The sequence below is a fragment of the Streptomyces sp. NBC_00289 genome (genome assembly GCF_041435115.1).
Classification (GTDB): domain Bacteria; phylum Actinomycetota; class Actinomycetes; order Streptomycetales; family Streptomycetaceae; genus Streptomyces.
Window position 1 is genome coordinate 5,471,360 of the sequence record NZ_CP108046.1, and the last position, 12,002, is coordinate 5,483,361.

At 71.0% G+C, this 12,002-nt stretch carries 11 protein-coding genes; 4 read left to right on the forward strand and 7 right to left on the reverse strand.

The window, feature by feature from the left end:
- Positions 1–22 precede the first annotated feature (22 nt).
- The 7 genes from OG985_RS24845 to OG985_RS24875 form a co-directional block, all read right to left on the reverse strand.
- The gene (locus OG985_RS24845; RefSeq protein WP_371670537.1) at positions 23–2,098 is read right to left on the reverse strand and encodes a pectinesterase family protein; all 2,076 of its coding nucleotides are present in this window, start codon (positions 2,096–2,098) and stop codon (positions 23–25) included.
- Between the two features lie 89 nt (positions 2,099–2,187).
- Positions 2,188–3,654, reverse strand: coding sequence for a sensor histidine kinase (locus OG985_RS24850; protein ID WP_371670538.1), 1,467 nt, complete (start codon positions 3,652–3,654; stop codon positions 2,188–2,190).
- On the reverse strand, positions 3,651–4,385 hold the full coding sequence (locus tag OG985_RS24855) for a response regulator transcription factor (protein WP_371670539.1): 735 nt from the start codon (positions 4,383–4,385) through the stop codon (positions 3,651–3,653). Before OG985_RS24855 ends, OG985_RS24850 begins: the two co-directional genes overlap by 4 nt.
- Positions 4,386–4,486: 101 nt before the next feature.
- Entirely contained in the window at positions 4,487–4,705 is a 219-nt protein-coding gene (locus OG985_RS24860) for a hypothetical protein (RefSeq protein WP_371670540.1), read from the reverse strand.
- Positions 4,706–4,746: 41 nt separating this feature from the next.
- On the reverse strand, positions 4,747–6,009 hold the full coding sequence (locus OG985_RS24865; RefSeq protein WP_371670541.1) for a S1C family serine protease: 1,263 nt from the start codon (positions 6,007–6,009) through the stop codon (positions 4,747–4,749).
- 142 nt (positions 6,010–6,151) lie between these two features.
- Positions 6,152–7,174 (reverse strand): LacI family DNA-binding transcriptional regulator, encoded by a 1,023-nt coding sequence (locus OG985_RS24870; RefSeq protein ID WP_371670542.1) that lies wholly within the window; start codon positions 7,172–7,174, stop codon positions 6,152–6,154.
- A gap of 127 nt (positions 7,175–7,301) precedes the next feature.
- The gene (locus OG985_RS24875; protein ID WP_371670543.1) at positions 7,302–8,105 is read right to left on the reverse strand and encodes a response regulator transcription factor; all 804 of its coding nucleotides are present in this window, start codon (positions 8,103–8,105) and stop codon (positions 7,302–7,304) included.
- A gap of 263 nt (positions 8,106–8,368) precedes the next feature.
- Here OG985_RS24875 and OG985_RS24880 point away from each other — a divergent pair, with 263 nt between their 5' ends.
- The 4 genes from OG985_RS24880 (at position 8,369) to OG985_RS24895 (ending at position 11,798) form a co-directional block, all read left to right on the forward strand.
- Positions 8,369–9,247: an alpha/beta hydrolase gene (locus tag OG985_RS24880; protein WP_371670544.1), complete on the forward strand. Its 879-nt coding sequence runs from the start codon at positions 8,369–8,371 to the stop codon at positions 9,245–9,247.
- 37 nt (positions 9,248–9,284) lie between these two features.
- Positions 9,285–9,539, forward strand: coding sequence for a MoaD/ThiS family protein (locus OG985_RS24885; RefSeq protein WP_371670545.1), 255 nt, complete (start codon positions 9,285–9,287; stop codon positions 9,537–9,539).
- A 1-nt stretch (position 9,540) separates the two neighbouring features.
- Positions 9,541–10,785 (forward strand): hypothetical protein, encoded by a 1,245-nt coding sequence (locus OG985_RS24890; protein ID WP_371670546.1) that lies wholly within the window; start codon positions 9,541–9,543, stop codon positions 10,783–10,785.
- 275 nt (positions 10,786–11,060) lie between these two features.
- Positions 11,061–11,798 (forward strand): DUF2993 domain-containing protein, encoded by a 738-nt coding sequence (locus OG985_RS24895; protein WP_371670547.1) that lies wholly within the window; start codon positions 11,061–11,063, stop codon positions 11,796–11,798.
- Positions 11,799–12,002 lie beyond the last annotated feature (204 nt).

Below are 12,002 nucleotides of genomic sequence, written 5' to 3' on the forward strand. Positions count from 1 at the left end.
GGTCCGACAGGCCCCGCGGCCGTCAGGAAGAGGTGGGCGTCCAGTCGCCCAGCCAGTCCGCGACCTCCTGGCCGGCGGCCTGGGCGTCGGTCAGCTGCGGGCGGTCGGAGCTCGCCGTGCCCGCGCCCGCGCCGCTGTTCCCGTACTCGGCGAAGCGGTCGTCCTTCCAGGAGAATCCGCTCATGTCGGTCCACGGAGTGGTCCGGATCGCGGCGCTCAGAGAGGTGTTGCGGACGGTGGTCTGCGGGTCGAGGGTCGTGTCCCCGCCGGCGTGCCAGGGCCGGCCGAGATAGAAGCCGCGGTCGGAGACGTCGCCGTTCACCGTGGAGTTGGCGATGAGGATGCCCTTGCGGCCGGCGGCGGTGCTGGGGGCGGTGACATAGCCGGCCGAGGTGCCGTTCCAGCGCTTCTTCAGGGTGATGACCGACTTGTCGATCACCGCGGTGGCGCGGCCGAAGACGAAGTCGACGTTGCCGACGACGTAGGAGTTGGTCATGTAGACCCGGCCCAGCTTCTCCTTGGCCGCGGTGTCCACCAGCAGCGTGTCCTGGTCGCCGCTGACGATGACCCCGTCGAGGAACACCTTGTCGGCGGAGGTGCGCAGGGCGACCGCCTGGCTGGCGATGTCCTGGTGGGCGGCCTCGTCGAAGTCGTTGGAGATGGTCAGGTTGCGGGCCTGGAAGTCGTCCGCGTCGACGGCGACGGTGGCACTGCCGCCGGTGCCGTACGTGCCCGAGCCGTCGGGCTTCGGCGTACCGGACGCGTTGTCGTAGACGATCGTGGTGTCCTTGCGGCTGCCGCCGGTGCCCCGGATGGTGACGTGCGGCTTGTTGGACGGGACCTTGACCAGCTCGCGGTAGGTGCCCGGCTTGACGGCGATCACGACACGGGAGGGGTTGTTCGCGGGGACGGCGTTCACGGCGGCCTGGACGGTCGTGTACTGGCCGCTGCCGTCCTTGGCCACGGTGAGGGTGGTGGCGGCCGCTTTGGTGGTGGTGGTCGTGGTCGCCGTCGTACCGATGGAAGTACGCGGTCCCGCACCGGACCTGAGCAGCGCCGGCACGTCGGCGGCCTTGTCCGGGGTGTAGCCGTAGAAGCTCTTCGGATCCCAGGCCGCGCCCGTGCCGCCGCTCTCGTTCCTGCCGGTCGTGCCGGAGAAGACGTTGCCGCGCTGGACGAGGGTGGCGGTGGCGTCCCGGACGACCGGGTTGGTGAGCCCCTGGAAGTAGGAGTTCTCCAGCACCATGTTCGTGCCGCCGCGCGAGTAGTTGCCGTAGGACGACGTGATGTCCGTCCCCGCCTCGTCCTCCAGGAAGTTGTTGTAGAGGTGCGCGTGGGCGACGTTGTCCGTGGAGGGGTTGCGCTGCTCGGTCTCGCGGATCCAGTTGTGGTGGATCGTGAGGTCGGCGGTCACGTTGTCGGTCCAGCCGATGCCGAACGCCTTGTTGTCCTGGCTCAGCTTGTTCCAGGACACGGTCAGGTAGGTGGTGTCCTTGCGGCTGTCGATGAGCCCGTCGGCCATGTGCCGGATGTCGTTGTGGTCGATCCAGACGTGGTGTGCGCCGTCCATCTGGATGCCGTCGTAGTCGTGCTCCTTGTCGTTCCACACGCCCTGGTACGCGTCCCGGATGGTGAGGTTCCGGATGATCACGTTGTGGACCCCCGCGCCGAGGAAGAACCCGCCGCCGACGATCTGGCCGGACGTCCCGGAGCCGACGACGGTCTTGTCCGACTGGACCTTGATCTCCTTCCCGACCGGATCCATGGTGATCGTCGCCGCGACGACGATGACGTACGGCTCGGCGGCCGTCGCGTACTTCTCCAGGTCGGCGAGCGTCCTCACCGTCACGGTCCTGCCGTCCCGGCCGCCGTACGTCCCGTTCTGGCCCAGGGCGTTCACCGACGCGAAGCCGTCCGCGGTGGCGGTGGCCCAGGCGGGGGCGGTGGCCGCGGAGGCCGTGGGCCGTACGTCCTCGCCGAACACGCCGAACACGGTGCCATATGCGAGAGCGCCGGCGGAGGTCAGCGCCAGGGGGACACCGACCGTCAGTGCGGTCTTCCGCCTCCGATGCCGGGGCCTGTTGCGGTTCTCAGTCACGGGCTGCTTCCGATCAGGTCAAGTGAGGGGTTACGTCACTTGCTGGTCGCAGCTGGTGGGGGAAAGGTTGCCGGAACCGCCCGCCGGGATCAGGCGTCGGCAGGACCCCCGGGCGGAGGCGTGGGCGCTCCCGGCAGACGGATCGTGGCGATCGTGCCGCCGCCGTCGGCCTGCGTCAGGGACACCTCGCCGCCCGCCTGCTGGACCGTGCGGGCCACGATCGACAGGCCGAGGCCGGAGCCGGGCAGGGCGCGGGCGCTCGGGGAGCGCCAGAAGCGGTCGAAGACGTGCGGGAGTTCGTCGGCGGGGATGCCGGGGCCGTGGTCGCGGACGGTCAGGACGCCGCCGCCGAGCCGCACGTCCACCGTGCCGCCCTCCGGGCTGAACTTCACCGCGTTGTCGAGGATGTTGACCACCGCGCGCTCCAGGGCGGACGGCTCCGCCCGTACGTACCAGGGCTGCACGTCGGCGGTGATCGTCAGCTCGGGACCGCGCAGACGGGCCCGGCGCAGGGCCGACTCGACGACGTCCTGCCAGGCCAGCACCCGCGTCTTGCCCGTGTGCGAGCCCGTGTCCGGCCGCGACAGCTCCTGCAGGTCGCCGATCAGCGCGGCCAGCTCGGTCATCTGCGCCTTGACCGAGGAGAGCAGCGCCTTCCGGTCGGCGGCGGGAATCGGCCTGCCGATCTCCTCGCTCCGGCTGAGGAGCTCGATGTTCGTACGGAGGGAGGTGAGGGGCGTACGGAGCTCGTGGCCCGCGTCCGCGATGAGCTGCTGTTGCAGCTCGCGGGAGTTCGCGAGGGAGGAGGTCATCGAGTTGAAGGAACGGGAGAGGCGGGCGACTTCGTCCTCGCTGTCCTCCTCCACGGGGATGCGGATACTCAAGTCCTCAGTGCGTGCCACGTGTTCGACGGCCTCGGTGAGCTTGTCGACGGGACGCAGACCCGCGCGGGCGACTGCCAGGCCGGCGGCGCCCGCTCCGATGACGCCGATGCCGGAGACGAGGAGGAGGATGAGGGCGAGTTCGTTGAGGGTGGACTGGGTTCCCTCGAGCGGGACAGCGACGACGAAGGCGTAGTTCGCGACCACGCCCTGGGTGACGGGGCCCTCCTTGATGAGTACCGCCGTGGTCATCACGCGTACCGCGTTGCCGTCGCTGTCAGAGCCGTTGCGGAAGGTCTCGGAGCCGACTTCGGGATTCTTGGCCACGGCCTTGTCCTGGCCGGTGACCTTCACCTGAGCCATGGAACCGGGCAGCAGACAGACCTTGCCCTCAGCACTGATGATCTGCGCGTAGCCCCTGAGCCGCCCCCCGCCGAACTCGTTCGACGACGGTTCCTGAAGACAGGACTTGGTGAGCTGCGTGAACTCATCCGCGGACATGCCGTGGAACGACGACTGCAAGTCGTTGTTCAGCTCCCCGTACAACTTCCCCTGCACGATGAACCAACACGTCACCGAAACCGCCGCCACCGCGAACGCCACCGCCGCCGCGACCAGCATGGCGAGGCGGGACCGGATCGGCAGGGAGCGGAACCGGCGTGCGAGCCTGTTCACTCCGCCCCGCCCTGTCGCAGCACGTACCCCACGCCACGCACCGTGTGCACGAGCCGGGACTCGCCGCCCGACTCCGTCTTGCGGCGCAGGTACATGACGTACACGTCGAGGGAGTTGGACGAGGGCTCGAAGTCGAAGCCCCAGACCGCCTTCAGGATCTGCTCGCGGGTGAGGACCTGGCGCGGGTGGGCCATGAACATCTCGAGCAGGGTGAACTCCGTGCGGGTCAGTTCCACGGGCCGGCCGGCCCGGGTGACCTCCCGGGTCGCCAGGTCCATGCGGAGGTCGCCGAAGGTGAGGGCGTCGTCCGCCTCGACGCTGTCGGCCAGCGCAGCCGCGTACGAGCTGCGCCGCAGCAACGCGCGGACCCGGGCGAAGAGTTCGTCCAGCTCGAAGGGCTTGACCAGGTAGTCGTCCGCACCGGCGTCCAGGCCCGTCACGCGGTCGCCGACCGTGTCGCGGGCGGTCAGCATCAGGATCGGCGTCGTGGTGCCCGCGCCGCGCATCCGGCGGGCGGCGGTCAGACCGTCCATGCGCGGCATCTGGATGTCGAGGACCACCAGGTCGGGCTGGTAGACGGTCGCCTTCTCCAGCGCGTCCGCGCCGTCCACGGCGACCTCCGTGTCGTACCCCTCGAAGGCGAGGCTGCGCTGGAGTGCCTCGCGCACCGCGGGCTCGTCGTCGACGATCAGGATGCGCTGGGTGTCACGGTCGCCATCGGCGGGGCTCATGGGCTTCGGGTCCTAGGGTGCGGTGGGACGGGCACGAGGGCTGAACGCTCTCAGCCTCGCATGCTTCCCGGCTGGCGAGTGAGGCGAAGGGCTGGGCGGAATCAGCCGCGCATCGCCGCGAGCCGGTTCAGCCGCACCTTGCGGCGGTGCGGGCGGGCGGCGGTGGTGCGCAGGCCCATCAGCTGCGGGGGAGCCAGCTCCGGCGCCCGCGAGGCCTGCGCCCGTGTCACCGGCGCGTGGAGGTCGTACGCCACCTCGAAGGCCAGGGCGAGGTCGGCCGGGCCGGTACCGGCCACCGTGTGCGAAACCTGCTTGATCATGACGTACTCCCTGCTGGTTCGGTGCCGAGTCGGGGGGCGGGTCAGCTGTCGGAGCCGCCGGCCCGCAGCGTGTTCAGGTCGGCCTTGACGGTGTTGATCGGGATGGAGAAGCCGAGCCCGGCGCTGCCGGCGGTCGAGGAGTCGGAGCCGGCGGAGTACATCGCGGAGTTGATGCCGACGATGTTGCCGTTCATGTCGATCAGTGCGCCGCCGGAGTTGCCGGGGTTGAGGGAGGCGTCCGTCTGGAGCGCCTTGTACGTCGTCGTGGAGGAGCCGGTCTGGCCGTTGAACTGCTGGCCGCCGAACTCGAACGGCCACTGACCGCTGCCGTTGCCGCCGCCCTGGCCCTGCTGCTGGCTCTCGTCCGTCGAGACGGTCACGTCACGGTCGAGGGCGGAGACGATGCCGCTGGTGACGGTGCCGGTCAGGCCCTCGGGGGAGCCGATCGCCACGACCGTGTCGCCGACCTGCACGCCGTCGGAGTTGCCCAGGGTCGCCGTCTTCAGGCCGGAGGCGTTCTCCAGCTTGATCAGGGCGAGGTCCTTCTTGCTGTCGGTGCCGACGACCTTCGCCGTGTACTCCTTGCCGTCGCTGGTCTTCACCTTGATCGACGTGGCACCGGAGATGACGTGGTTGTTGGTGATGATCTCGCCGCCGCTGGTGATGATCACGCCGGAGCCGGTGGACTCGCCGGCGTTCGAGGTGGCGTTGATCTCGACGATGCTCGGGCTGACCGCCGCGGCGATCGCGGCGATGTCGCCCTTCTTGCTGGAGGGCACCACGTTGGTGCTGGTGCTGCTGCTGGCGGCGACGGTGTCGTTGCCGGTCAGCTCCTGGACGGCGTAGGCGGTACCGCCGCCGACGGCTGCCGCGACGAGCGCCACGGCGGCGAGCAGCGCCATCGGTCCCCGGGTCCGCTTCCTCTTCGGCGCGGGCTCGGCCGGGATCGCGGTGAGGAGTGCCGTACCGCCGCCGCTGCCGTCACCACCCTGCGCGCCGCCGTACCCGCCGGCCTGCGGGTGACCGTAGGCGCCGGCGGCCGGGCCGGGCTGCGCGGTGGCGTACCCGGCCTGGGGGCCGCTCTCGGCGGTGAAGGAGGCCGGGGCCGCGGAGTGGGAGGCCTGCGCGGGCCACACCGTGGTGCCGGGCTCCACGGTGACCGGCTGCGCCGGGTCGTGGGCCGGCGGGGGCGGCCACTCGGGGTCGACGGGGGAAGAGGCATGCTGCTGCTGGGGGTACGCGGTCTGGTCGCCGTGACCCTGGGGGTGCTCGTACTCGCCGCTGCGGCGGAAGCTCTCGGTCATGGAACAGAGCTTGTCCGGTGACCATGAGAGCTTGCTGAGTGCTCCCTGAGAAGCCCGGCAGAACCTCGTATGCCCGATGTAAAGGTCGTCCTCGCGGCTTGGCGAGGTCTCTCAGACAACCCTCAGGAAACGGTGTGAAGCCTCACACGCAGCCGCAGGAGCTGCGCGTCACCAGCCGGGAGGGGAACACCTTCAGCCGCTCGCGGCGCGATCCCGTGACCCGCACCCCGTCGTCGAGGACGAGGTCGACCGCCGACCGGGCCATGGCCGAGCGGTCCGACGCGATCGTGGTCAGCGGCGGGTCCGCCAGCGCGGCTTCCTTGATGTCGTCGAAGCCGGCGACCGCCAGCTCGCCCGGCACCTCGATGCGCAGTTCGCGGGCCGCGCGCAGCACGCCGATCGCCTGGTCGTCGGTGGAGCAGAAGACCGCGGGCGGACGGTCGGGCCCGGCGAGGAACTCCAGGGCGACCCGATAGGCGTCGTAGCGGTTGTACGGGGCCTCGATGAGCCGGTCCTCGGTGGCGAGACCGGCCTCCTTCATCGCGCGCCGCCATCCCTCGACGTGGTCGGAGACCGGGTCGCCGACCGCCGGGGTGTCCGCGGTGCCGCCCATACAGGCCACGTACTCGTAGCCGTGCTCGAGGAGGTGACGGACGGCGAGCTGGGCGCCGCCCAGGTCGTCCGTGACGACGGCGACGTCGTCGATGGCCTCGGGCCGCTCGTGCAGCAGGACCACCCTGGCGTCCCAGGCGTCGATCTCGGCGGCGGCCAGGTCGTTCAGCGCGTGGCTGACCAGGATGAGTCCGGACACCCGCATGCCCAGGAAGGCCCGCAGGTAGTGGACCTCGCGTTCGGCCACGTAGTCGGAGTTGCCGACGAGGACCATCTTTCCGCGCTCGGACGCCGCCTGTTCGACGGCGTGCGCCATCTCCCCGAAGAAGGGCTGGCGCGCGTCCGGCACGATCAGGCCTATGAGGTCCGTGCGCCGCGAGGCCATGGCCTGCGCCACCCGGTCCGGCCGGTACGACAGTTCCTTGATCGCGGCGAGGACACGCTCGCGCGTGGCCGGTGCGACCGGCCGGGGTCCGTTGTTGATGACATAACTGACCACGGCAGTGGATGTCCCTGCCAGCCGCGCTACGTCATCCCGAGTCACCTTGGCCACGCGCGGAGTCTACGCGGATGGACCCGCTCTGGGCAGGGCGTCAAGCGGATGGACCCGCTCTGCGCAGGGCGCGCGGAAGCATCCCTGCGGCTCCCGGTGCGGAAGCCATGCCCTGCCCGAGCGCCCGCTACGCCTCGGCGGGGACCTCGGCGGCGTCCAGGGCGGCCGTCTCGTCCGCATCCTCCGGCTTTGCCGGGGTGGAAGCGGACGTCTGGCCACCGGTCGCCTTGGCCTTCGCGTCGTCGCCGCCGCGGTCGCCCTTCTCCGGCGTAACGAATCGATAACCGACGTTCCGGACGGTCCCGATCAGCGACTCGTGCTCGACTCCGAGCTTGGCGCGCAGCCGTCGTACGTGGACGTCGACGGTCCGGGTGCCGCCGAAGTAGTCGTAGCCCCAGACCTCCTGGAGCAGCTGCGCGCGGGTGAAGACGCGGCCCGGGTGCTGGGCCAGGTACTTCAGGAGCTCGAACTCCTTGAAGGTGAGGTCCAGGACCCGGCCCTTGAGCTTGGCGGAGTAGGTCGCCTCGTCCACGGACAGGTCGCCGTTGCGGATCTCCATGGGGGAGTCGTCGTTGACGATCTGCTGCCGGCCCATGGCCAGCCGCAGCCGCGCCTCGACCTCGGCGGGGCCCGCGGTGTCGAGCAGGACGTCGTCGATGCCCCAGTCGGCGGTGACGGCGGCCAGGCCGCCCTCGGTGACGACGAGGATGAGGGGGCAGCCAGGTCCGGTGGAACGCAGCAGCTGACACAGGCTGCGGACCTGCGGGAGGTCACGGCGGCCGTCGATCAGGATGACGTCGGCACCTGGGGTGTCGACGAGTGCGGGGCCCTCTGCGGGTGCCACGCGCACGTTGTGCAGCAGAAGGCCGAGAGCGGGGAGCACCTCCGTCGAGGGCTGGAGGGCGTTCGTCAGGAGCAGCAGAGAACTCATCGCGCCCCACCTGCCTGGGTCGTCATACGTACGTGCACGGTTCGCTCGCCCATAACGTCTGGTTCCTCCTCGGTCCCTGCGAGGACGTTTGCGGCACTGCTTCGCAGCCGTGGTACTGGTGCGGCTCCATCGCCCTGGAGCCCGCGATGCTCTCCGAGGCCCTGTACACCTGCGGTTTCCCGCTTCGTATACAAGGCTTCCGAAAGCACAAAAGGACCCGGGGGCTGCGCTGCCCGAGTCCTCTGCCGAGCAGAATAGCCCACATGAGCACTGGTTCGGCAGGTCATGTGGCGCGTTCCACCGATCGTCCGCACTCCGAGACAAGCAGACATACCCGTTTGCGGACGTTTCTGCACACGGTCGACGGGGTGACGATCGATTCCGTATACGAGCCGGTCACGGCCGTATACGACGCCTCCGCGCCACCTTCCCGTGACCTGGTGTTCGTCGTCGCGCACGGTTTCACGGGCGATGTGGACCGGCCGCACGTGCGACGGGTGGCGGAGGCGTTCGGCCGTTACGGGGCCGTGGTCACGTTCTCCTTCCGGGGGCACGGGGCGTCCGGCGGGCGGTCGACCGTCGGCGACCGGGAGGTGCTCGATCTGGCGGCCGCGGTGACCTGGGCGCGCGAGCTCGGCCACGCGCGCGTGGTCACCGTCGGCTTCTCGATGGGCGGCTCGGTGGTGCTGCGCCACGCGGCGCTCCACGGACGAGGGCCGGGGGGTGCGGGGAGTGCGGGAACCGGGGACGCGCACACGGACGCGGTGGTCTCGGTGAGTGCCCCCGCCCGCTGGTACTACCGGGGCACGGCCCCCATGCGGCGGCTGCACTGGATCGTGACCCGGCCCGCGGGCCGTCTGGTGGGCCGCTACGGGCTCCGTACGCGCATCCACCACCGGGAGTGGGACCCGGTCCCGCTGTCCCCGGTGGAGGCGGTGCCGAGGATCGCCCCGACGCCGTTGCTGATCGTGCACGGCGACAGCGACGGCTACTTCCCGGTGGACCACCCCCGCATGCTGGCCGCGGCCGCCGGTGACCACGGCGAACTCTGGCTGGAACCGGGCATGGGGCACGCCGAACACGCGGTCGGCGACGAGCTGCTGGGCCGGATCGGAGACTGGGCCGCCGCACGGGCGGGCTAGCCTGACCCTGTTGACTGCCGATACACAGAGGAACGAGATGGCAAAGGTCACGGTGCGCTACTGGGCGGCCGCGAAGGCCGCGGCCGGAGTCGCCGAGGAGCCGCACGACGCGGCCACGCTCGCCGAGGCGCTCGACGCGGCGCGTGAGCGACACCCCGGCGAACTCGTACGGGTCCTGCTGCGATGCTCGTTCCTCGTCGACGGCGACCCCGTGGGCACCCGCGGACATGAGACGGTACGGCTGACCGACGGCGGCACGGTCGAGGTGCTCCCGCCGTTCGCAGGAGGGTGAGATGACCAACCAGCCGTACGAGGGCGGTGCCCCTTATCAGGGGCATCAGGGATACCAGGGGCATCAGGGGTACCAGGCGCCCGAGGGCTACGAGGGTTACGAGGGCTACGACCCGTACCAGCAGCAGCCGTCACAGCAGCAGCCACAGTCACAGGAGCAACAGCAGCCGCAGCCACACGCACAGCAGGTGCACGCACAGCACCCGCACGGGCAACAGCAGCAGGCGTGGCCGGGTCAGCAGCAGTACGGGGACCCGCAGGCCGCGCAGCAGTACACGCAGCAGTGGCAGGGGCAGACCTGGGAGACGCAGATGCACGCGCCCGTCCCGGCGGCCGACACCTCGTACCTCCCGCCGCAGGCGTACGACCCCGGCCACCCGCAGCCCGCACAGCCCGCTCAGGTCTCCCAGCCCGCTCCGGTGACTCGGCAGGCCCCGGCGGCTCCCGGCGCCGCCGGCTACGGTCCCGCCACCGTCGCCGGGAACGCCCGCGTCACCGACGCCCAGCGGGCCCGGCTCGAAGGCCGTTCGCCGGTCATCGAACCCGGCATGCAGCCCGCCGCGCTCACCGCTCTGCTGGGTCTCCTGCTGTCCGCCACGGCGGCCGTCGGCTCGTACGCCCTGCTTGTCCCGCTCGTCGTCCTGCAGGCCGTGACCGCGGCCGGCTGGTTCCGGCTGAACGGCATGTGGCCCGCCCGGCAGGGCATCGCGCTCGCCTTCGCGGGCGCCCTCACCGCCGACGTGGTGCTGCTGGCGGCGGGCCGTGAGAACGGGCCCGCGGCGATCCTCGGCACCCTGGGCGTCTGGGTCCTGCTGACCCTCGTCCTCCAGTTGCGTTCGCACGCCGAGCCGGACGAGCGGATGTACGGCCTGATGGCGACCGTCGCCTCGGCGGCGCTTGCCGTCGTCGCGGCCGGGTACCTCGCGGCCGAGGCGGACGCGGTGACCGTCGGAGCGGCCGCGGTGGCGGTGGCCGTCCTGGCCCGCGCCCTGCCGCTGCCGACGCCGGCGTCCGTCGTGGTGGCGCTGCTCGCCGCGGCGGGTGCGGGCATCGCGGTCGGCGGGATGACCGGGATCGGCGCGAAGGGCGCGCTGCTCGGCGCGGCGGCGGCGGTGTGCGCGCTCATCGGACACCGGGTGGCGAGCTACGACTATCCGTCGCGGTTCGTGCACTTCACGGCCGGGGTGGCGCTGCCCCTGGCGGCCGCGGCACCGGCGGTGTGGGTACTGGGCCGGGCGCTGGGATAGCCGGAACGCGGGGGTCGACCGGCGCGCGCCGAAGGGCCCCCGGGTCTCCGGCGCACGGTTTGCCGGTGTCGCCGCAACGTGTCCCGGTGTGCGCCGGACCGTGGCCCGGGCTCCGCCGGACGGCGTTCCGGTCTGCCGGTCCCCCCGGTCACAGGTGATCGATCTCCCCTGTCACAGGTGATCGACAATTCCCCGTCCGCCGTGCCCCGCGGGACTAGTCTCGCGCTCGGCGGCCACCCGGTCGTCACGGACCGACGTGGTGGGGGACATACCGCATGCGCGCACTGCGAATACTTCTGATCGTCGTCGTGATCCTGGGCGGCCTCTTCGTGATCGCGGACCGAGTGGCGGTCAACTTCGCGGAGGGCGAGGCGGCGGACAAGCTGCGGACCACGGAGAACCTGGCCACCACCCCGGACGTCTCCATCAAGGGCTTCCCCTTCCTCACCCAGGCCGCCGGCGGTGAACTGGACGACGTCGAGGTCGGCATCGAGGGCTACGAGGCGTCCACCGGCGCCGGCGACGACACGATCCGCATCGACGGGCTGACGGCCGAGATGAGGAACGTCACGTTCTCCGGCGACTTCAGTTCCGCCACCGCGGCCACCGCCACCGGCACCGCGACCCTCGGCTACGACACGTTGCTCAAGGCGGCCAAGTCCGAGCCCACCCAGGTGGGACCCGGCGTCACCGCCCGGATCGTGGGCCTGTCCGACGGCGGCAACGGCAAGCTCAAGGTCGAGCTCGACGCGACCGTCCTCGGCGCCAGGCTCCCGCGCACGGTCTCCGTCCTCAGTTCGGCCGCGGTCGTCGACGGCGACACCGTGACGGTGCACGCGGACTCCCTGCCGGACCTCGGTGTCGACCTCGCGGAGACCAGGATCCGCTCGATCACCGACTTCCAGCAGACCATCGACGGGCTGCCCGGCGGGATCCGCCTGGACAAGGTGCAGGCCGCGCAGGACGGTGTGCGGATCTCCGTGAAGGGTTCGAACGTCCGGCTGGCCGGGTAGGACGACGGTCGGCGGACCAGGTCCGTCCGACTCGTGAGACGTGGCCGTCCGCACCGTAGATGTGACAGCCCATCCGCGGGCCCGGGAACCGTGCGAGCACGGGCCGGGCCCCCTTTCTGTCTCGCATCCCGGACGATCGCATCTCAAAATACGACACGGCGGTGACATGTCCCGCTGTCCGTCCCTACGATCGACGCATGAAGC

Bases quoted from the DNA above. Each gene is read 5' to 3' on its own strand.
- OG985_RS24855 (WP_371670539.1), bottom strand. From the start codon at position 4,385: ATGAGCCCCGCCGATGGCGACCGTGACACCCAGCGCATCCTGATCGTC.
- OG985_RS24860 (WP_371670540.1), bottom strand. From the start codon at position 4,705: ATGATCAAGCAGGTTTCGCACACGGTGGCCGGTACCGGCCCGGCCGAC.
- OG985_RS24865 (WP_371670541.1), bottom strand. From the start codon at position 6,009: ATGACCGAGAGCTTCCGCCGCAGCGGCGAGTACGAGCACCCCCAGGGT.
- OG985_RS24875 (WP_371670543.1), bottom strand. From the start codon at position 8,105: ATGAGTTCTCTGCTGCTCCTGACGAACGCCCTCCAGCCCTCGACGGAG.
- OG985_RS24880 (WP_371670544.1), top strand. From the start codon at position 8,369: ATGAGCACTGGTTCGGCAGGTCATGTGGCGCGTTCCACCGATCGTCCG.
- OG985_RS24885 (WP_371670545.1), top strand. From the start codon at position 9,285: ATGGCAAAGGTCACGGTGCGCTACTGGGCGGCCGCGAAGGCCGCGGCC.
- OG985_RS24890 (WP_371670546.1), top strand. From the start codon at position 9,541: ATGACCAACCAGCCGTACGAGGGCGGTGCCCCTTATCAGGGGCATCAG.
- OG985_RS24895 (WP_371670547.1), top strand. From the start codon at position 11,061: ATGCGCGCACTGCGAATACTTCTGATCGTCGTCGTGATCCTGGGCGGC.